Origin of the sequence: Streptomyces sp. CA-294286, assembly GCF_050947155.1 — a bacterium.
Taxonomy (GTDB): domain Bacteria; phylum Actinomycetota; class Actinomycetes; order Streptomycetales; family Streptomycetaceae; genus Streptomyces.
The window spans coordinates 3,805,300-3,825,850 of sequence record NZ_CP192005.1 but is presented as its reverse complement, the minus strand read 5'-3'; the positions used below and the strand labels follow the sequence as shown (position 1 = coordinate 3,825,850).

General features: G+C 71.1%; 12 protein-coding genes. 3 read left to right on the top strand and 9 right to left on the bottom strand.

All coding sequences use genetic code 11. The annotated features are described in order from the left end of the window. Nucleotides 1-33: 33 nt before the first annotated feature. From ACQPZG_RS21700 to ACQPZG_RS21690, 3 genes are all read right to left on the bottom strand, one after another. Nucleotides 34-4,977, bottom strand: coding sequence for an NAD-glutamate dehydrogenase (locus ACQPZG_RS21700; protein ID WP_433547395.1), 4,944 nt, complete (start codon nucleotides 4,975-4,977; stop codon nucleotides 34-36). A 440-nt stretch (nucleotides 4,978-5,417) separates the two neighbouring features. Then, nucleotides 5,418-6,071 (bottom strand): HAD family hydrolase, encoded by a 654-nt coding sequence (locus ACQPZG_RS21695; protein ID WP_433547394.1) that lies wholly within the window; start codon nucleotides 6,069-6,071, stop codon nucleotides 5,418-5,420. A gap of 408 nt (nucleotides 6,072-6,479) precedes the next feature. Then, entirely contained in the window at nucleotides 6,480-6,989 is a 510-nt protein-coding gene (locus tag ACQPZG_RS21690; RefSeq protein WP_433547393.1) for a DUF6912 family protein, read from the bottom strand. Nucleotides 6,990-7,289: 300 nt separating this feature from the next. Between ACQPZG_RS21690 and ACQPZG_RS21685 the strand changes: the two genes are divergently transcribed. Next, on the top strand, nucleotides 7,290-7,799 hold the full coding sequence (locus ACQPZG_RS21685; protein ID WP_433547392.1) for an Rv3235 family protein: 510 nt from the start codon (nucleotides 7,290-7,292) through the stop codon (nucleotides 7,797-7,799). 405 nt (nucleotides 7,800-8,204) lie between these two features. Here ACQPZG_RS21685 and secA read toward each other — a convergent pair whose 3' ends face one another. Then, nucleotides 8,205-11,024: a preprotein translocase subunit SecA gene (secA, locus tag ACQPZG_RS21680; protein ID WP_433547391.1), complete on the bottom strand. Its 2,820-nt coding sequence runs from the start codon at nucleotides 11,022-11,024 to the stop codon at nucleotides 8,205-8,207. A gap of 276 nt (nucleotides 11,025-11,300) precedes the next feature. On the opposite strand from secA, the gene ACQPZG_RS21675 reads away from it, so the two are divergent. Further along, a complete protein-coding gene (locus ACQPZG_RS21675) occupies nucleotides 11,301-11,936 on the top strand; it encodes a GNAT family N-acetyltransferase (protein WP_433547390.1) in 636 nt (211 codons plus the stop codon). Next, nucleotides 11,933-13,117 carry a winged helix-turn-helix domain-containing protein gene (locus ACQPZG_RS21670; protein WP_433547389.1) on the top strand — a complete coding sequence of 395 codons (1,185 nt, stop codon included), beginning with the start codon at nucleotides 11,933-11,935 and terminating at the stop codon, nucleotides 13,115-13,117. The genes ACQPZG_RS21675 and ACQPZG_RS21670 overlap by 4 nt, the downstream gene beginning before the upstream one ends. Before the next feature lie 63 nt (nucleotides 13,118-13,180). Here ACQPZG_RS21670 and ACQPZG_RS21665 read toward each other — a convergent pair whose 3' ends face one another. The 5 genes from ACQPZG_RS21665 to mtrB all read right to left on the bottom strand — a co-directional run bounded on the left by ACQPZG_RS21665 (nucleotide 13,181) and on the right by mtrB (nucleotide 20,550). Further along, nucleotides 13,181-13,942 carry a response regulator gene (locus tag ACQPZG_RS21665; protein ID WP_433547388.1) on the bottom strand — a complete coding sequence of 254 codons (762 nt, stop codon included), beginning with the start codon at nucleotides 13,940-13,942 and terminating at the stop codon, nucleotides 13,181-13,183. A 211-nt stretch (nucleotides 13,943-14,153) separates the two neighbouring features. Next, on the bottom strand, nucleotides 14,154-14,849 hold the full coding sequence (hpf, locus tag ACQPZG_RS21660; RefSeq protein WP_433547387.1) for a ribosome hibernation-promoting factor, HPF/YfiA family: 696 nt from the start codon (nucleotides 14,847-14,849) through the stop codon (nucleotides 14,154-14,156). A gap of 313 nt (nucleotides 14,850-15,162) precedes the next feature. Further along, nucleotides 15,163-15,981: a ComF family protein gene (locus tag ACQPZG_RS21655; protein ID WP_433549496.1), complete on the bottom strand. Its 819-nt coding sequence runs from the start codon at nucleotides 15,979-15,981 to the stop codon at nucleotides 15,163-15,165. A gap of 191 nt (nucleotides 15,982-16,172) precedes the next feature. Then, nucleotides 16,173-18,170 (bottom strand): LpqB family beta-propeller domain-containing protein, encoded by a 1,998-nt coding sequence (locus ACQPZG_RS21650; protein WP_433547386.1) that lies wholly within the window; start codon nucleotides 18,168-18,170, stop codon nucleotides 16,173-16,175. Between the two features lie 28 nt (nucleotides 18,171-18,198). Then, a complete protein-coding gene (mtrB, locus tag ACQPZG_RS21645) occupies nucleotides 18,199-20,550 on the bottom strand; it encodes an MtrAB system histidine kinase MtrB (protein ID WP_433547385.1) in 2,352 nt (783 codons plus the stop codon). Nucleotide 20,551: the final 1 nt, after the last annotated feature.

The following is a 20,551-nucleotide window of genomic DNA, read 5'->3' as shown; positions in this document are numbered from 1 at the left end:
GTGGGGGCGCTGCCTTCGGCCGCTTCGGCGGACTCAGACCCGGTTGCGCAGCAGCGTGCGCATCGTCCGCATCGCCACCGACAGGTTCGCCAGGTCGAAGTCGTCCGAGCCCTGGATCTCCTCCAGGGTGGTGCGCGCACGCCCGAGCAGGGCCGCGTTCCTCTCCTCCCACGCCTTGTACCGCTGCTCCGGCGTGGCGGCGCCGTTGCCGGCGGACAGCACGTCCTGGGTCAGGCCGGCGTGCGCCGCGTACAGGTCCTCGCGGATGGACGCACGGGCCATGGACTGCCAGCGGTCGGCGCGCGGCAGCTCGATGATGCGGTCCATGAGCTGCGTGATGCCGAGCCGGTCGCCCAGGTCGTAGTACACCTCGGCGACGTCCATCGGCGCCTTGTCGATGCGGTCGGCGATGGCCACCACGTCGAGGATCGGGAAGGCCGAGGAGAAGCCCGCCACGCGCAGTGCCAGCTTCTCCGGCACGCCCGCCCCGGTGAGCTCCTCCAGGATGCCCTGGTACCACTCCAGGTCGGCGCCGCGCAGCAGCCCCGGCAGGTCGTCCCAGACCTTCGCCACGCCCTCGCTGAAGAAGGCGATGGTCTCGCCGATCTCCAGCGGCTGCGGGCGGTTGCCGAGCAGCCAGCGGGTGCCGCGCTCCACCAGGCGGCGCGAGTGCAGGCGGATGCGGGTCTGGACGTCGGCGGCGACCTTGTTGTCGAGGTCCTCGACGGCGTTCCAGACGTCGCTCAGGCCGAAGATCGCGCGGGCCGCGAACTGCGCCCGTACGACTTCCTCGGTGGACGCGCCGGTCTCCTCGCGCAGCCGGTGCAGGAAGGTGGAGCCGCCGGTGTTCACCGTGTCGTTGACGAGCACCGTCGTGATGATCTCGCGGCGCAGCGCGTGCCCGTCGATCTGCTCGGCGAACTCCTCGCGCAGTGCGCGCGGGAAGTACTCGTGCAGCAGCACCCGCAGGTGCGGGTCGTCCGGCAGCCCGGTGGAGATCAGCTCTTCGGCGACGGTGATCTTGGTGTACGCCAGGAGGACGGCCAGTTCGGGCTGCGTGAGGCCCTTCCCGCTGTTCAGCAGTTCGCGGATCTGGCGGTCGTTGGGCAGGAACTCCAGCGCCCGGTCCAGGTGTCCGTCCCGCGAGAGCCTGCGCATGAAGCGCTGGTGCGCGTGCAGCAGCGAGGACGACTGCGCGACGGCGTTCGACAGCGCGGTGTTCTGCGCGTAGTTGTTGCGCAGCACCAGCGCGCCGACCTCGTCGGTCATCTGTGCGAGCAGTTTGTTGCGCTGCTTGACGGTCATGTCGCCCTCGGTGACGAGTCCGTTGAGCAGGATCTTGATGTTCACCTCGTGGTCGGAGGTGTCCACACCGGCGCTGTTGTCGATGGCGTCGGTGTTGATCCGGCCGCCCGTGCGGGCGAACTCGATGCGGCCGAGCTGGGTGGCGCCCAGGTTGCCGCCCTCGCCGACCACCTTGACCCGCAGGTCCTCGCCGTTGACGCGGATCGCGTCGTTCGCCTTGTCGCCGACGTCGCTGTGGGATTCCACGGAGGACTTCACGTACGTGCCGATGCCGCCGTTCCACAGCAGGTCGACCGGCGCCTTGAGGATGGCCTGCATCAGGTCGGCCGGCGTCATCTTGGAGACGCCCGCCGCCAGGCCCAGCGCCTCGCGCATCGCGGCGTTGACCGGGATGGACTTGGCGCTGCGCGGGTGGATGCCGCCGCCGGACGACAGCAGTTCCTTGTTGTAGTCGGCCCAGGAGCTGCGCGGCAGCTCGAACAGGCGGCGGCGTTCGGCGTACGAGAGCGCCGCGTCCGGGTTCGGGTCGATGAAGATGTGCCGGTGGTCGAAGGCGGCCACCAGGCGGATGTGCTCGCTCAGCAGCATGCCGTTGCCGAACACGTCACCGGACATGTCGCCGACGCCGACGACCGTGAAGTCCTCGCTCTGCGTGTCGTGCCCCAGCTCGCGGAAGTGCCGCTTGACGGACTCCCAGGCGCCCCGGGCGGTGATGCCCATGCCCTTGTGGTCGTACCCGACGGAGCCGCCGGACGCGAAGGCGTCGCCGAGCCAGAAGTCGTACGCGACGGCGATCTCGTTGGCGATGTCGGAGAACGTCGCGGTGCCCTTGTCGGCGGCGACCACGAGGTACGTGTCGTCCTCGTCGTGCCGTACGACGTCCTGCGGCGGGACGACCTCGCCGGCCACCATGTTGTCGGTGATGTCCAGCAGCGCCGAGATGAACGTCCGGTACGCGGCGATGCCCTCGGCCATCCACGCGTCGCGGTCCACCGAGGGGTCGGGGAGGTTCTTCGCGACGAAGCCGCCCTTGGCGCCCACCGGCACGATGACGGTGTTCTTGACCATCTGCGCCTTGACGAGGCCGAGGACCTCGGTACGGAAGTCCTCGCGCCGGTCCGACCAGCGCAGACCGCCGCGTGCCACCTTGCCGAAGCGCAGGTGCACGCCCTCGACGCGCGGCGAGTACACCCAGATCTCGTACGCGGGGCGCGGGGCGGGCAGGTCGGGGATGGCCTGCGGGTCGAACTTCATGGAGACGTAGCTGTGCGGGGCGCCGCTCTGCGTCTTCTGGAAGAAGTTCGTGCGCAGCGTCGCCTTGATGACCGTGAGGAACGACCTGAGGATCCGGTCCTCGTCGAGCGAGGCGACCTGGTCGAGCGCCCCGTCCAGCTCTTCGAGCAGCCCGTCGGTGAGTTCCGTGCCCGCCCTCTGACGGTTCGGCGACATCCGCGCCTCGAAGAGGGAGACGAGCAGCCGGGTGGTGTGGACGTTGGTGCGGAGGGTGTCCTCCATGTAGTCCTGGCTGAACATGGCGCCGGCCTGGCGCAGGTACTTCGCGTACGCGCGCAGCACCACCGCCTGCCGCCAGTTCAGTCCGGCGCCCAGCACCAGGGAGTTGAAGCCGTCGTTCTCGGCGGCGCCGGTCCAGACGGCCGCGAAGGCGTCCTGGAACCGTTCGCGGGCGTCGTCGCCGAGGTAGTCCCCGGCGCTGTTGCCGCCGAGGTTCTGCGGCATGCGCAGCCCGAAGTCGTAGATCCAGGCGTGCGAGCGGTCGGCGCAGCGCAGCTCGTACGGGCGCTCGTCGACGACCTCGACGCCGAGCCGCTGGAGCACCGGCAGCACGGCGGACAGGGAGACCTGGTCGCCCGTGCGGTAGATCTTGAACCGTCGCTCGCCGGGGCCGGCGCCCACCGGCTCGTACAGGCTGAGGGCGAAGTCCTTGCCGTCCTTGCCGAGCTGCTCCAGGTGCACGAGGTCCGCGACGGCGGAGCGCGGCGAGTGGTCGGCCTTGTAGCCCTCGGGGAAGGCGTTGCCGTACCGGCGCAGCAGTTCGGCGGCGCGCTCCTCGCCCAGCTCGGCGTTCATGGCCTCGGCGAATCCGTCGGCCCAGGAGCGGGCGGCCTCGGCGAGCCGCGACTCGATGCGCTCGACGTCGGTGTCGGTGAGCGCGGACAGCTCCGTGCCCGGCTCGACGCGGACGACGAAGTGCAGCCGGGAGAGGATCGACTCGGTGTTCCACGCGGTGAAGTCGACGCTGGTGCCGCCGAGCTCCTCCTTGAGGATGTCGATGAGCCGCAGCCGTACCGCGGTGGTGTAGCGGTCGCGGGGCAGGTAGACGATCGCCGAGTAGTAGCGGCCGTAGTCGTCCTGGCGCAGGTACAGCCGCAGTCGGCGGCGCTCCTGGAGGTACAGCACGGAGGTGACGACGGAGCGCAGCTGGTCGACGGGGGTCTGGAACAGCTCGTCGCGGGGGTAGGTCTCCAGGATCTGGAGCAGGTCGCGGCCGTCGTGGCTGTTGGCGGTGAAGCCGGCGCCCTGGAGGACCTCGGCGACCTTGCGCCGGATGACGGGCACCCGCCGTACGGACTCGGTGTACGCGGCCGAGGAGAACAGGCCGAGGAAACGGCGCTCGCCGACCACGTTGCCCTCGGTGTCGAACTTCTTCACGCCCACGTAGTCGAGGTACGAGGGACGGTGCACGGTGGCGCGGCTGTTGGCCTTCGTCAGGACCAGGAGCTTGTGCTCGCGCGCCTTTGCGCGGGCGTCGGCGGGCAGCCGGGAGAACGACGGGGAGACGGGGTGCGTCTCGTCGTCCTCGTGGTGCTGGGGGTCGGAGCGCAGGACGCCGAGGCCGGTGCCGGGGACTGCCGTCAGGGAGTCCTCGCCGGTCAGCTCGTACTCGCGGTAGCCGAGGAAGGTGAAGTGATCGGCGGCGAGCCACCGGAGCAGCTCGCGGGCCTCCTCGACCTCCTGGTCGGGCAGGTCGCCGGCCTTGGGCTCGTCGGACAGCCCGTCGGCGATCCGCAGTGCGCTGTCGCGCATCTTGCCCCAGTCCTCGACGGCCTCGCGGACGTCGGACAGGACGCGCAGCAGGTCGGCGGTGATCTGCTTGAGGTCGGCGCGGTCGGTCTCGCGGTCCATCTCGACGTGGATCCACGACTCGACGATCGCGTCGTGCGGCAGTTCGCCGGTGATCTGCTTGGAGAGCACCTCGATGAGCTTGCCGGTCACGTCACGGCGCACCAGCACCTGCGGGTGGATCACGACGTGGATGCCGCGGCCCTGCCGGGACAGTTCGTTGGTGACCGAATCGACGAGGAAGGGCATGTCGTCGGTGACCACTTCGACGACGGAGTGGCTGCACGTCCAGCCGTTCTCCTCGACCGTCGGCGTGTGCACCCGCACGTTCGCGGTGCCCTGCGGACGGTTCGTCGCGAGGCGGTAGTGCGACAGCGCCGCGCCGTAGACGTCCTCCGGCTCCCGGTCGGCGATGTCCTCCGGGGCGGTATGCAGGTAGTAGCGCTGGAGGTACGCGAGTAGGGCCTCCTGGTCCGGCGCCCCGTCGCTCTCGGACCCAGTCGGAGTTAGTCCCCCCGCCGGGCTGTTCTCAGCAACCCGGGCGGCCCTTGCGAGCAGCTCGGCCTTGGCTTCGTCCAGCTTGGTCTGCATGTCCTCTGACTCCTGTCGCGCGCCGTTGCGTGACGTAGGTGAAGAAGGTGACACAACGCCACGACGCGGTGTTTCCGGTCAGGGTCGACGTTATGCCGCGATGAGAGATCCCCGTGACGTGGTTGACGTTATCGGCCATTTTCATCGGCTCGGCGTCGGTTGCGTCCGGGTTCGGAGAATCAGCGAGGGCCCGGGCACCGTGGTGCGCCGGGCGAAGGCCGGGGGCTGCACCGCCCCCGAGGCGTATCGCGCTGATCACGGGTCCAGGCTATCCCCCCGCGCCGGGCAGGCGTTATTCGCCGTCGGTTGGACAATGCGCGGAGGAGTTCGACGCCTTGTCCACTTCCACCCCGGGAGACGCTGTGGGAGCGGCGGTCACCACGCCACCCGGCGCGCGTCCCGGGAGGCGTTGACCGGCCGGAGCCTTGCTGTCCGCGCGCTCAGCCGGACAGCTCCTCGGCGAGCCGCACCGCGTCCGCCAGTGAGTCCACCACCGGCACCCCGGCCGCCGCCAGGGCCTTACGGCTGTGCGAGCCGCCCGTGTAGAGCACGGCGCCCGCCCCGACGTGCGCGGCCGCCAGCGCGTCGTCGACGGCATCGCCGATCACCATGATCGCCGAGGGGTCGATGCCGTCCAGGGCGGCCAGGTGGCGTGCCATGTGCGCCGCCTTGGAGCCGCCGGAGGGGCCGGTCCGGCCGTCGACCCGTACGAAGTGCCGCTCGATGCCGTACTGCCGTACCACCGGGACCAGATCGTCGTGCCCGTACATGCTCAGCAACGACTGGGTGCGCCCGGCCGCGCCCCAGCCGGTGAGCAGTTCCTCCACGCCCTCGGTCAGCCCGCAGGCCGCACGCAGCTCCACGTAGTGGCGGTGGAAGGCGGCGTCCATGACGAGCCACTCGTCGTCCGTCGGCAGGCGTCCCATGAGGCGCTCGTAGAAGCGGGGGATCGGTATGCAGTACAGCTCGCGGTACTGCGCCAGGGTGACGGGCGGGAGCCCTATCTCCCCGAAGGCCGCGTTGGAAGCCCCGATGACCGCGTGGATGTCGTCGAGCAGCGTGCCGTTCCAGTCCCACACCAGGTGCGTCCTCATGGCAGAACGGTACCCAGCGGGTCCGACAACGCGGTCGCCCGGCCACGAGATCCCAGGTCGGCGGGGCCGCCCGAGTGGCCGGGCACTGCGACTGCCGAGTCCCTGGGCGGCGGGACCGGCCGGCGCTGGATCAGGGGAAGTGCGTCAGCCGACCGGGCGGGATCTCCCGCAACGGCCGTCGAGCCCCTTGGCCGGGCAACCGCCCGACGCCGGTCCCACGGACGGCAAGTCAGCCGACCGGACGGGACCTCTCGCATCCGGCCGTCGAGCCCCCCTGGCAGCGGAACCGCCCGGCGCCAAGACCATGGACGGCGCGTCAGCCGACCATGCCGAAGATCCCCCGCAACCGGCCGTTCAGCCCCCTGACAGCGCAACCGCCCGCCCGACACCGGACCCATGGACGGCGCGTCAGCCGATCAGGCCGGGGACCTCCTGCATGCCGAACCAGAGCAGTTCGTGGTCCTCCGCGCCGTCCACGGTGAACTGCGCGTCGTCGTCCCCCTGGTCCGCCGCGCCCAGCGCCTCGGCTGCGGCCTTCACGTCCTTCAGGGCGTCGTCCGCGTCCGCGTGCACCGCCGCGGCCCGCTTCAGCGGTACGGGGCCCTCGACGCGCACCTCGCCGATCGCCCCGGCGTCCATGCCCCGCCCGTCGGGGTCCGAGGTGACCGCGCCGTCCGCCACGTCGACGGCGAGGACCACCCGGCGGCGTTCGGCCGCGGGGTCCTCGGCGATCAGCCGCAGCGAGGCCGACGCCGCCCGGCCCAGGGCCGCGTACTCCAGTTCCTCGATGTCGTCCGACACGTACCACTCGCGCAGTCCGGGCGTCACCGCGTACGCGACGAGCGGGCCGGGGCCCAGCTCACCGGCCTCGTGCGCCGCTGCGAGACCGGGGAGGGTCAGGGGAACGTAGACGCGCATGGATGCCGCTTTCCTCGTCGGGCTTCCTGGTCGAAAACGCCTCTCGACAGGGCCTCAAGGATACGTTCCGGGTCCCCCTTCGGGGCGGCGGTCCCCCTCCGTCGCCGTCCACCCGGCGCCGCACACCCCCCACGCCCACCCTCCGCTCACGGGCTCCGGCCACCCTGATGAGTGATTCAACGGCCCCCTCACCGGTGGAGTAGGCGCCGCTTGTCGGGGGCGCGGCAACCCCGTACAAGAAAGCCCAACGAAAAGTTACCGCCCGGTATCCCACCGGCCAGGCAGAGCGGGGCGCACAGCATGCACAGGACGACGACCGGGCCCGTCACCACCCGCCGCGACTCCCGCGGCCCCGGCGCGGGACGACCGGGCACGAGCCGACCCGGAACCACCGGCCCCAGCACGACGCGAGCCGGCACGACGGGTCCCGGCGGGACGCACCCGTCCGCCGCCCGGGCCCGGCGCCACGGCCCCGCGACGCCCCAGCACCGGTTCGCCGAACTCCTGCTGGCAGTCCTCAGCGGGGAGCGCCCGGCGCACAGCATGCTCAACCAGATGCTCGGGGAGGCGTACGACCAGCTGGTACTGCTCGCTCCCGGGGCGCCCTTCCGGACCAGGGGCGGTCTGCGCCCCGTCGTCCGCAAGTGCGGGGGCTTCGAACCCTGCCCCGGCGTGATCGAGGCGTTCGCGATGATCGGCGCGGGCCGACAGCTGCGGGCCATGGCCTTCCGGCTGGAACAGAACGCCGACCGGCGCTGGCGCTGCACCGCGGTGGAGCTCGGCGGCGAGCGGGTCCCGGCCCGGATCTGAACCCGCCCCCCCTGAGCCCCGCTCCGGTCCCTGCCGAGCCCCATCCGAACCAGGTCCGGCCCCGGGGCTGCACCGGACCCGGGCGCGGATCTGACCCCCCCCTGAGCCCCGCCCGGTCCCTGCCCAGCCTCATCGAAGCGTGGAGCTCGGCGGCGAACGGGTCCCGGCCCGGGTCTGAACGCGGCCCGCCTTTGCTCCCGCCCCGATCCCTGCCGAGCCCCATCCCAACCAGGTCCGGCCCCGGGACCACACCGAACCTGGGCCCGGCTTCGCCGCACCGCACACCCGCCCCCTCGGCACGGCCGCGGCCCTCGCCCTGCGGCGTCCGGACCACGCCCGCCCCACGCACGCGAGCGCGCACCCCACGAGGGGTGCGCGCCCGAGGCGTACGGCTACTCCTGACGCCTACTTCTTGCGGCGACGCCCGCCCGTGCTCTTCTGTGCCTTGCGCCGTTCGGCCCGGGTCATCCCGTCCGTCGCCGAGCGGGTCGGCCCGCCGGGCACGTTGTCGAAGTCGCCCTCGACGATGCCGCCCTCACCGTCGACGGTGGGCGCCGAGAAGTGCAGCCGGTCGGGACGCTGCGGCGCCTCCAGGCCCTTGGCGCGGATCTCGGGCCGTGCGGCACCCGCGGGCACCGCGTCCTCCTTGCTGAGCGAGGGACCCGCGTCCGACACCGGAACCTCCTCGACCTGCTGCTCGACCTGGACCTCCAGGTTGAACAGGTAGCCGACGGACTCCTCCTTGATGCCTTCCATCATGGCGTTGAACATGTCGAAGCCCTCGCGCTGGTACTCGACCAGCGGGTCCTTCTGCGCCATGGCACGCAGGCCGATGCCCTCCTGGAGGTAGTCCATCTCGTAGAGGTGCTCGCGCCACTTGCGGTCCAGCACGGACAGCACCACGCGGCGCTCCAACTCGCGCATGACCTCCGAGCCGAGCTGCTGCTCGCGGTCCGCGTACTGCTCGTAGATGTCGTCCTTGATGGACTCGGCGATGAACTCCGCGGTGATGCCCGCGCGGTCGCCCGCCGCCTCCTCCAGGTCCTCGACGGTGATCTTCACCGGGTAGAGCTGCCTGAAGGCGTTCCACAGCCGGTCCAGGTCCCACTCCTCGGCGAAGCCCTCGACGGTCTCCGCCTGGATGTAGGCGTCGATCGTGTCGTCCATGAAGTGCCGGATCTGCTCCTGGAGGTCCTCGCCCTCCAGGACGCGGCGGCGCTCGCCGTAGATGACCTCGCGCTGCCGGTTGAGCACCTCGTCGTACTTCAGGACGTTCTTGCGGGTCTCGAAGTTCTGCTGCTCGACCTGCGACTGCGCGGACGCGATGGCCCGGGTCACCATCTTGTTCTCGATCGGCACGTCGTCGGGAACGTTGGCCATGGCCATGACGCGCTCGACCATCGCCGCCTTGAACAGCCGCATCAGGTCGTCGCCCAGCGACAGGTAGAAGCGGGACTCGCCCGGGTCGCCCTGACGGCCGGAACGGCCGCGCAGCTGGTTGTCGATACGACGCGACTCGTGCCGCTCGGTGCCCAGCACGTACAGCCCGCCGAGCGCCTTGACCTCGTCGTGCTCCGCCTTGACGGCCGCCTCGGCGCGCTCCAGGGCTGCGGGCAGCGCGGCCGCCCACTCCTCGATGTGCTCCTCCGGGTCGAGGCCCTTCTGGCGCAGCTCCGCCTCGGCGAGGTCGTCCGGGTTGCCGCCGAGCTTGATGTCCGTGCCACGGCCGGCCATGTTCGTGGCGACGGTGACGGCGCCCTTGCGGCCGGCCTGGGCGATGATCGGCGCCTCACGGTCGTGCTGCTTGGCGTTGAGCACCTCGTGCTGGACGCCGCGCTTGGACAGCTGCTGCGAGAGGTACTCGGACTTCTCGACCGAGGTGGTGCCCACCAGGATCGGCTGGCCCTTGGCGTGCTTCTCGGCGATGTCGTCGACGACGGCGGCGAACTTGGCGATCTCCGTGCGGTAGATCAGGTCCGACTGGTCGATGCGCACCATGTCCCGGTTGGTCGGGATCGGCACGACGCCCAGCTTGTAGATCTGGTGGAACTCGGCGGCCTCGGTCATCGCCGTACCGGTCATGCCGGACAGGCCGTCGTACAGGCGGAAGAAGTTCTGCAGGGTGATCGTGGCGAGGGTCTGGTTCTCGTCCTTGATGTCCACCCCCTCCTTCGCCTCGATCGCCTGGTGCATGCCCTCGTTGTAACGGCGGCCGGCCAGCACGCGGCCGGTGTGCTCGTCGACGATCATGACTTCGCCGTCGATGACGACGTAGTCCTTGTCCTTCTTGAACAGTTCCTTGGCCTTGATGGCGTTGTTCAGGTATCCCACCAGCGGCGTGTTGACCGACTCGTAGAGGTTGTCGATACCGAGCCAGTCCTCGACCTTGGCGACGCCCGCCTCGTGGATGGCGACGGTGCGCTTCTTCTCGTCGACCTCGTAGTCGCCGGTCTCCTCGATGCCCTTGAGCGGGTTGCCGGGCTCGCCCTTCTTGAGGCGCACGACCAGCTTCGCGAAGTCGCCGTACCACTTGGTGGCCTGGTCCGCCGGGCCCGAGATGATCAGCGGTGTACGGGCCTCGTCGACGAGGATCGAGTCGACCTCGTCGACGATGGCGAAGTTGTGGCCGCGCTGGACGAGTTCGTCCTTCGACCACGCCATGTTGTCGCGGAGGTAGTCGAAGCCGAACTCGTTGTTCGTGCCGTACGTGATGTCGCAGGCGTACTGCGCCCGGCGCTCGGCGGGCGACATGTTGGCGATGATGCAGCCGACCTCAAGACCGAGGAACTTGTGCACCCGGCCCATCAGCTCGGAGTCGCGCTCCGCCAGGTAGTCGTTGGTGGTGATCAGGTGCACGCCCTTGCCGGACAGTGCGTTGAGGTACGCGGGAAGCGTGCCGACGAGGGTCTTGCCCTCACCGGTCTTCATCTCCGCGACGTACCCGAGGTGCAGGGCGGCTCCGCCCATCATCTGCACGTCGTAGTGGCGCTGGCCGAGGACGCGCTTGGCCGCCTCGCGGACGGTCGCGAAGGCCTCGGGCATCAGGTCGTCGAGGCTCTCGCCGTCGGCGTACCGCTGCTTGTACTCATCGGTCAGGGCGCGCAACTCGGCGTCGGAGAGGTTGACGAAGTCCTCTTCGATGGAGTTGACCTGGTCCGCGATGCGGTGCAGTTTGCGCAGGATCTTGCCTTCGCCTGCACGCATGAGCTTGTTGAAGACGGACACTGAGGCTGGTCTCCTTGCCGGTCGGGCCTGTGCACTGGGTCGGTTGGGCTATGACGTCTGTCTGGCTTCGGCGACGTCTGTGTGACTTTGGCGCGGGCACGGCAGGCGGGCCCCACCGCAACGGCCATCGTAAGCGAGGACCCGGCCACCTCGGGAGGTCCGTCGCGGGGAAGGCGCCCCGTCACCCGCAAGGTGAACGTCCGGCACGCGCCGAAGGTGCCGGGCGCCACTCGAAAAGTGTTCGTCCGCGACCCGTACCGCCGCCACAATCCGTTCATGGAACCCTTCACTCTGCACACCGAGCGCCTCGCTCTGCGCCCCTTCGCGGCAGCCGACACGGACGAGGTGTTCCAGACCGTCCAGGACCAGGACATCCTGCGCTGGACGACGATCCCCTCGCCGTACGCGCACGAGGACGCCGTGCACTTCGTCGAGCAGATCTCCGGCGAGGGCCTGCGCACCGGCACCGGTTTCCACTTCGCGGTCCGCCCGCGCGAGGGCGGACCGCTCCTCGCCGCCGTCGGCGTGGGCCTGTACCTGCTGCCCGGCACCTGGGAACTCGGCTACTGGACGGCGCGGCCGCACCGGGGCCGCGGTTACGTGACCGAAGCGGCGGGGGAGGTGATCCGCTGGATGCTCACCACGCACGCCGTGGACCGGCTGATCTGGCGTGCCGAGGTGGGCAACGAACCGTCCCGGGCCGTCGCCCGGAGGCTCGGCTTCACCATGGAGGGCGTGCAGCGCGCCGGCCTGGTCAATCAGGGCACCGCACGCGACACCTGGACCGGCTCGCTGCTCCCCTCCGACCTGGGTCTGCCCGCGCTGCACCCCTACCTCCCGGCGCGGGCGGACCGGGGCGCCTGCCCCGCGCCCGGTCCCCTGTCAGTGCCGCCCTCTAGTCTTTCCTCATGACCTTCCAGCCGCCCGCCACCGTCGCCCTCTCCGCCGACGAGGCACGCCGAATCGCCTTGCGCGCACAGGGACTTCTGGGCGCCCCGGACCGCCGCGCCGGGGTCCGCGGGGTGCTGCGTCACCTGGGCGCGGTGCAACTGGACACCATCTCCGTACTGGCCCGCTCGCACGAGCTCGTCCCGTACGCGCGTCTGGGCGCGGTGGACCGCAGGACGGTCGAGGCGGCCTACTGGTCCTCCGACGCCGACGAGGCGCACGCCTTCGAGTACTGGTCGCACGCGGCGTGCATCCTGCCCGTGGAGGAGTGGCCGCACTTCGCCTTCCGCCGCCGCGCCTACCGCGCACGCCCGCAGTGGCACCACGAGCTCACCGACGGGGCGTACGAGCGCGTCCTGAAGCAGCTCCGCGCCGAGGGCCCGCTGACGGCGACGGCGCTGGGCGGCGCGAAGAACGGCGGCGAGTGGTGGGACTGGTCGGAGTCCAAGATCGCCGTCGAACGCGCCCTGATGCACGGCGACGTGGTCTGCACCCGGCGGCGCGGCTGGAAGCGGGTGTACGACCTGGCCGAGCGCGCGATCCCCACCGCCTTCCAGCACGAGGACCTGTCCGACACCGAGTGTGTACGCCGCCTGGTCGCCCTCGCGGGCCGCTCCCTGGGCGTCGGCACCCGGGAGGACATCGCCGACTATCACCGGCTGAAAAACGCCCAGGTGGACGAGGTGATCGCGGACTCCGGCCTGGTTCCGGTCGAGGTGGAGGGCTGGGGGAAGCCGGCCTGGGCGGACCCCGGGGCCCTGGCCACCGCCCCCCGCGGCCGGCACCGCACCACCCTGCTCTCGCCGTTCGACTCCCTGATCTGGGACCGCCCGCGCACCGAGCGCGTCTTCGGCTTCACCCACCGGCTGGAGGCGTACGTCCCCAAGCCGAAGCGTGTCCACGGGTACTTCGCGATGCCGCTGCTCTCCGGCGGCCGTCTGCTCGGCCGCGCCGACCCGGCCCGCGAGGGGAGCACCCTGGTGGCCCGTCAGGTCTCGCTGGATTCCCCGCGTTCGGCGCCCGCCATGGCGGAGGCCCTGTGGGAAGCGGCCTCGTGGGTGGGTTGTACGGACGTACGGGTGGACCGCACCCTTCCCGCCGAGACGCACAAGCCCCTGCTGGCAGCCCTCGGGGCCGCGCGCTGACCGGCGCCCGGACCCGCTCAGCGGGCGTCGCCCCACCGGTCTTCGTCGCGCCCGGTGCCCGGCTCAGCGGATTTCGAGGATCTTCTCCCGCATCGCGTAGACCACGGCCTCCATCCGGGAGTGCAGCTGCAGTTTCTCCAGGATGTTGCGCACGTGGTTCTTCACGGTGTTCTCCGAGATGAACAGCTCCTTGGCGATGTCCCGGTTGTTCATCCCGGTGGCCACCAGTTTGAGCACTTCCAGCTCGCGGTCGGTCAGCCGGGGGGCGGGCACCAGTCGCCGTTCGTCGGAGCGCTGGATCATCGACTTGAACTCGGTGAGCAGCTTCGACGCCATGGAGGGGCTGATCTGCGACTGCCCGTCGGCCACCGCCCGGATCGCCGTGGACACCTCGTCCGTCGAGATCTCCTTCAGCAGGTATCCCGTCGCGCCGGCCTTGATCGCGTCGTAGAGGTCGGCCTCCTCGTCGCTGATCGTCAACATGATGATCTTCGCACTGGGGGCCACCTCCTTGATCGAGGTGCACGCCTCGATCCCGCCGCGACGGGGCATCCGTACGTCCATCAGCACGATGTCCGGCAGCAGGTCGGCCGCCTTGTCCACGGCCTCCGCCCCGTCCGCGGCCTCACCGACGACCTGGATGTCCTCCTCCTGCGCCAGGACGATCTCCAGCCCCCGGCGGAAGAGCGCGTGGTCGTCCACCACGAGAACCCGGATCGGCTCCTTGCGGGACGCGCCCGCATGCATGTCGACGTCCGCGTCCGCCGCGCGGCCGACGTCCCGCGCACAGTCACCGCCGTGCACCGGACCGAAGCTGTCCGCCATCGTTCCTCCCCCTGAGGCCATGGCCCGGAGTTCATGTGCTGCGCCAACCACAGTCCGCAGAGCACCCCTTGACTTGCGGTGACATGATTCCATGCCCGGAAGAGGGAGCGGTCGCTTCAGGCCGCACACGCCGGTGCCCCCGGAGGTGCGCACGCCCTCCGGGGGCACCACCCTCAGGTGGTACGGCGCGCGGGGCGCCGCCGTTCAGCGGTCATCCGCCGAGTGCGCCGCCCGCGCCGCCGACCTCGGAGTCGGCCAGCGGGTCGGTGTTCAGGTGGATGACTCCGTAGTCGTACGCGTGCCGCCGGTAGACGACACTCGGTTCCTTCGTCTCGGCGTCGACGAAGAGGTAGAAGTCGTGTCCGACCAGTTCCATCTCGTAGAGCGCCTGGTCGAGCGACATGGGTGCGGCCACATGGGTCTTCTCCCGGACCACCAGCGGGCCGTCGCCCTGCACCTCCAGCGAGCCGACCTTCTTCGTGGGGACCGATCCGTCCGACTCGGCGTGGTCCACGGCCAGTTGACCGTCGCTGTCGAGCACCGCCGCGTCGGGCACGGTGTTGCCCACTTCGGCCGCCGACAGCCTGCCGTTGCCGCGGCGGGTGTGGCGCTTGTCGTGCTGCTTGCGCAGCCGCGCCTCCAGCTTGCCGGTCGCCAGGTCGAGCGCCGCATACGGGTCGCCCGCCGATGCCTCCGCCCGGATGACGGGCCCGCGCCCGTGGACCGTGATCTCCACCCGGTCCGAGCGGTCGGCCTGCCGCGGGTTGGGCTCCTTGGACACCTCCACGTCGAGGCTGATCACCTTGCCGTCGAGCTTCTGGATCCTCTCCAGCTTGAGCTTCTCCGCCACGTGCTTGCGGAACCGCTCGGGTACTTCGGTCTTGCGGCCCTTGACGACGATGTCCACGCAGAACTCCGTTCCCGGATCACTCCGCACGTCGGCGGAGCATCTCCCTCTTGCACCAGACTCCGGTCAGTCCCGAAGTCTCGGACTTGGCGACTTCACCTCCTCCTCCCCCGTAGGGAAGATCCACACCCCCGAATTTCCGGGGTGCGAGGGAAAACCTGAAGCACGGCAGTGCAATAAGTGAGGCACAGCGACCGCGATTCCTCACTTCCGAACATAGCTCGCTCGGACGGGTGTCGGCACCCGCTACCGGCACGTACCGCCATTCCGGTGTTTTTCCCCTCTCACTACCTGCAACGATGCAAGTAAGCGTTCAGTTCCAGTTTATTTCGAAAGATAACGGCGGGGCTGCGACAACCGCAGCGGCGATCTCGCGGTTCGCGGTATTCCCGATGCCGGCCGCCGAGCCCGCACCGGGCCCGATCGCCCGCGCGGCCTCCGCCAGCGAGGCCCCGGTGGTCATCAGGTCGTCCACCAGCACCACCTCTCCGCTCGCCAGCAGCCTGCGGCCGCCGGGCACCAGCCCCAGCGCCCCGGCCAGGTTCGCCGACCGCTCCCGGGCACACAGTCCCGCCTGGTCGCCGACCGCCCGCCGGTGCCGCAGCACCGGTACGACCCGCGCGCACGTGCCGCCCCGACGCAGCTGTGCGGCTGCCGCGAAGGCGATCCGCCGCACCGGGTCGTGCCCCCGGGCGCCGACCGAACGGCGTACGGAGGGCACGGGCACCAGCACGACTTCCCGTGTCTCTTCCACTGCCGGACCGTCTACCCAACGGCCCGGCGAATACGCCCCTCGCGTCCCGGGAGTCGCCGCTCCCACCTGCCCCTCCGTCGCGGACAGCGCCCCCGCCACCGCCCGTGCCAGGGCAGCCCCGAGCGGCTCCGCCAACCCCAGCGCGCCCCGCTCCTTGTGCGCCAGCAGCACCGCCCGCGCGACGTCCTCGTACCGTGCCGCCGCGTGCACGGCCGGCAGCCCCGGCGGCTCCGGCACGGGCCGCACCCGGCCCGGCCCCGCCCCGTACAGTTCCTCGGCGCACTCCGCGCAGACCCCGGACGGCGCCCGTGGCGTGCCGCAGCCCGCGCAGGCCACGGGCAGCACGAGCCCGGCCAACTCGCGCCGCCATCTCCGCAGTTCTCGCATGCCCCCACTGTGCCCACGGCTGCCGCACCCGGGCCACCCCTGTGGAAAACCCGCCGACCACCCAGGCCGCCTGTGGAAAACAACCCGCGAACCACCCCTGTCGGGGCAGTCCGCGAGCTTTCCGGTCCTGGCGCCACGCCCGTCGCGCGGTCCGGCTGTCCCCGCTACCCGGGCTGCCCCAGCTATCCCGGGTAGAAGGGCATCGAGCCCTTCTGCACCACCGTCTTCCAGTTGGCCCCGGGCGGCAGCCGCACGATCCCGTCCTCCTGCGACTGCGCCAGCAACGGCAGGTGCTCGGAATCGGCGGAGGCGACGGCCGTCACCTGATTGGCACCCGGCAACAGCCCTGCGGCCGAGGTGGATCCGTCCGTCTGCACGTACCGCATCTGCTGCACCCCGCCGGCCTCCCGGCCCACCACGACCAGCCGGCTGTGCCCGGCCCAGGACATGGCTGTCACTTCCTCCATCTGAGGGGCGGCGGGCCGCAGTCCGCCCACCTCGACCTCGGGCTTCTCCCGCGTGCCGCGGTGCTCCACCCGACCCACCTTCAGCGTCTTGCGGTCCTTCTCCACCACCAGCAGCGCGATCCGCACGCCGTCGGCGGACACCCGCAGCGAGTCGACGTACCCGTCACCGAGTCCGTGGACCTTCACTTCTTGCGGCGGTTCCGTCCCGCCCACCGAGCGCAGCAGCTTCGATGTCTTGCGGTCCCGGTCGCGGTCCGCGAACCACAGGTCGCCCCGCCCGTCCCAACTGGGCGCGGAGAGCGGCTCCTTCGACCCGTGGTCACTGCGGTAGAGGGCCGAGTACTCGCTACCCGCCAGGAGAGGTGCGACGAGCATGCGACGCCCGTCCTCCGCCACTCCCGCCGCGTCGCGCTCGTCGCGCGAGACGCCCGCGGACTTCAGACGCAGCCCGTTCGCCCCGAGCGCCCCGGGCACCACCTGCGCCTCCTCGCCGTCCTCCTGTTCGCGCATCTGCACCAGCCGGTGCTTGCTGTTCAGGAAGTACTGATGGACCGGGCCCGCGGCAATCCCGGAGTGCGGCGCGTACCTGTCCGACTGGGCTTCGGTGAGCCTGCACAGGGAGGTGGCGTCCTCGCTCTGGATCTCCACCTCCTGGATCCGCGAGGTCGTCGTCAGCTCCCGCAGGGTGAACAGGAGTTGCGCCGCCATGTCCGTACAGCGTTTGCGGTTGACGTTCGCCGCCTTGTCGCCGAGCGGCACGGTGAGCGAGTTGTTGTCCCCGAAGGCCAGCGTCTTGACACCGCCCTTGAGGGTCGCGTCGCTTGGGAAACCCGAGCTGACCACGGACTTCAGCCAGGACGACGGTCCGTCCATGAGGGCCTTGACGGCCTGCGCCACGGGGTCCAGCCGGGTCTGCGGATCGGTCCGCTTGCGCACGTACACGGGGTCGGCGACGAGCCACGGCTGCGCGGAGTCGTCGTCCCCGCGGTTCGACGCGAAGTAGTACTTGTTGACGGAACGGAAAATGCGCTGGAAGTCGGACTCACCGAGCACCAGCCCCTTCGGCGGAGCGTCGATCCGCCACTCGCCGGGGTCCTGTTTGTTGTCCGGGTTCTTCTCCCGGACCAGGCCCAGCGCCTTGCTGTACGGCTCCGGCGCCGACCGGTAGGCGTTCTGCTTGTCCAGATAGGCGACCTGCTTCCCGCTGAGCGCGTACGAAGGCGTCTCGCTGCTGTGCTGCGCGGGGGTGACCTTCTGCGTCGGCCCGGCGGCCAGGACCGTGGTGACCTCGCTCGGGTCCCAGTCCTTGGCGGCACCCTTGGTGAGGTACTTGCGCGCGGTGTCGAACCCCGGGTCGTCACTGGTCATCGCTTCGACGAAGCCCTCGACGATCTCCTCCGGCCGGGCACCCGGACGCGGCGGCACGCTGTACACCCGTACCTGCGAGTCGAACCGGGGGGACGCCTTGACCTCGCGCACGTCACCGTCGTCGGGCATCGAGCCGCAGCCCACGGCGGTCAGCAGCACCGCCGCCCCCGTCATGAGCACCGTCGCCCTGCGGCCCCGCCCGCGACCGCTCCCGCGTCCGCCGGATCGGCGCGTACCACCGCCGGACGTGCCGTCCACTCCGCCCACGACGCCGTTCCCCCGCCCGTCATCCGCGCCCTCTGCGGCGGCGCCGGCCCGCGCACCGCCCGTACGGTTCGTGCTCACGCCGCGGTCCCTGCCGCGGCCCCGACCCTCAACGTCCACGCGGGGTGTCCTCCCGGTCCCTGTCCTGGCCCTGGCTCCGGCCCAGCGCCGGACGGTCCGCCGTACGCCCGTTGGCGCCGCCGACCGCACCGCCAACGTCCGTCGCACCGCTGCCGCCCGGCGCACCGCCACCGTCGGCCGCGCGGCCACCGTCGGCCGCGCGGCCACCGTCGGCGGCGTTGCCGCCTGCTGCGGCGCGCTCGCCCTCACCGGCACCGCCGTCGCCCCGCGGCTCGTCCTCGGCCCGCCGGGACACCACCCTGGCGCCGCTGCCGGGCAGCGCGGTCGGATCCGCGGACGGCACGGGTCCCGTACCGAGTCCCGGTATCGGCCCGTTGCGCCGCTCGCCCGTCGGCTGAACGGGAACGGACGCGATCCTGGTGTTCCCGCCGCCCGCGCCCTCGGCCGTCTGCGTCCCCTGCGCCACGCGCGCGCGTGCCCGCCGCGAGTCCTCGGGCTCCAGCGGTATCGGCGAACCGCGCAACGGCTCGTCGACCGTACGCGGCAGGGTCAGCCGGAACTGCGACCCGCCGCCCGGCTCGCCCCACGCCTGGAGCCAGCCGCCGTGCAGCCGTGCGTCCTCGACGGCGATCGACAGACCCAGTCCGGTGCCGCCGGTGGTCCTGGCCCGTGCCGGGTCGGCCCGCCAGAACCGGCTGAACACCCGGGTCGCCTCGCCCGGCTTGAGGCCGACGCCGTAGTCGCGTACCGCCACCGCCACCGCACCGCCCGCGGCCCCCAGACGCACCACGACGTCCCGGCCCTCGCCGTGCTCCACCGCGTTGACGACGAGGTTGCGCAGCACCCGCTCGACCCGCCGGGCGTCCGCCTCGACCACCACGGGCTGTTCGTCCCCGACCACCCGGATCACCGTGCCCTTGCGTTCGGCGAGCGGCTCGGCCGCGTCGATGACCCGTCGTACGACCTCGCGCAGGTCTATCGGCTCGGCCTCCAGCGCGGCGGCGCCCGCGTCGAACCTGCTGATCTCCAGCAGATCCGCCAGCAGCGACTCGAACCGGTCGATCTGGCCGACCAGCAGTTCCGCGGAACGTTCCGTCACGGGGTCGAAATCGCTCTTCGCGTCATGGATGACATCGGCGGCCATCCGCACCGTCGTCAGCGGCGTGCGCAGCTCGTGCGACACGTCGGAGACGAAACGCCGCTGCATCCGCGACAGGTCCTCCAGCTGCTGGATCTTCAGCTGCAAGTTCTGCGCCATCTTGTTGAAGGCCTCGCCGAGCCGCGCGATGTCGTCCTCGCCGGTGACCTTCATCCGTTCCTGGAGCCGCCCGGCGGACAGCCGCTCGGCGACCCCGGCCGCCATCCGCACGGGCGTGACCACCTGCCGCACCACCAGCCAGGCGATCGCGCCGAGCAGCACCACCACGAAGAGTCCCGCGGTCGTCAGCGTGTTCGTGACGACCTTGAGCGAGGCCTCCTCCTGCGTCAGCGGGAAGAGGTAGTAGAGCTGGTAGGGCTGACCGCTCACGTCATTGAGCCGCTTGCCCACGACCAGTCCGGGCTCGGACGGCTGCGCGTCGTTGCTGTAGACGATCCGCACATACCGCTGGTACGCCTCGGCACCGTTGTCGACCCGGTCCCGGAGGTCCTGGGGGACGCTCGTCAGGGGGTCGACGCCGCCGGAGGCGCGGGGCCCGCGCTGACTCGTCGCCTCGTCCGACACAGCGCTCAGGGCGACCACGTTGAATGCCTTCTGCCCGCCACTGGAAAGTTGCTCCACCAGGTCGGAGCGCCAGTTGGCGGCGTTGCGGGCCGCCCGCCTGTCGGCGGTGTCGCCTTCCTGTCCGCCCTGGTCCACGGGGGTGCTGGCGCGTTCCTGAGCCGCGGCGAAACCACCGCGGGCCTGGTTCTGGGCGGCCTCCACCTTCGAGTTGAGCAGCCCGTTCTTGACCGCGCTGATCACGACGAAGCCCAGCAGCAGCACCACTCCGAGCGACATCAGCAGGGTGGTGGCGACCACTCGAAGCTGGATGTTCCGCCGCCACAGCCGCGCCGCCGGCAGCAGCGGACGCCGCACCAGACGTACGACCATACGCAGCACGGGCCCGCCGGGCGCTCCGTCCTGGAGCAGCCGCCCCACCCGGGACGCGCCGCGCCCGGACCGGCCGGGCGGCACGGATGCGCGGAAAGCCCCGGACGCACCCGGGCCCACCGCCGTACCCGGCTCCCCCGAAGCCCCGGAGCGGTCCGAGGCACCGGAACGGTCCGTGGCGCCCGAGGGGCCGGCGCGGCCCGCGGAAGCGGGCCGCCCGGCACCGGCAGCCCGCTCCGTACGGCCTCCCGGCTCCCCGGGCTTCGGAGCAGCACTGCCAGGCTTCATG

What these genes read in the sequence shown, in the direction of transcription:
- ACQPZG_RS21700 (WP_433547395.1), bottom strand. Translation starts at nt 4,977, where the DNA reads ATGCAGACCAAGCTGGACGAAGCCAAGGCCGAGCTGCTCGCAAGGGCC.
- ACQPZG_RS21695 (WP_433547394.1), bottom strand. Translation starts at nt 6,071, where the DNA reads ATGAGGACGCACCTGGTGTGGGACTGGAACGGCACGCTGCTCGACGAC.
- ACQPZG_RS21690 (WP_433547393.1), bottom strand. Translation starts at nt 6,989, where the DNA reads ATGCGCGTCTACGTTCCCCTGACCCTCCCCGGTCTCGCAGCGGCGCAC.
- ACQPZG_RS21685 (WP_433547392.1), top strand. Translation starts at nt 7,290, where the DNA reads ATGCACAGGACGACGACCGGGCCCGTCACCACCCGCCGCGACTCCCGC.
- ACQPZG_RS21675 (WP_433547390.1), top strand. Translation starts at nt 11,301, where the DNA reads ATGGAACCCTTCACTCTGCACACCGAGCGCCTCGCTCTGCGCCCCTTC.
- ACQPZG_RS21670 (WP_433547389.1), top strand. Translation starts at nt 11,933, where the DNA reads ATGACCTTCCAGCCGCCCGCCACCGTCGCCCTCTCCGCCGACGAGGCA.
- ACQPZG_RS21665 (WP_433547388.1), bottom strand. Translation starts at nt 13,942, where the DNA reads ATGGCGGACAGCTTCGGTCCGGTGCACGGCGGTGACTGTGCGCGGGAC.
- mtrB (WP_433547385.1), bottom strand. Translation starts at nt 20,550, where the DNA reads ATGAAGCCTGGCAGTGCTGCTCCGAAGCCCGGGGAGCCGGGAGGCCGT.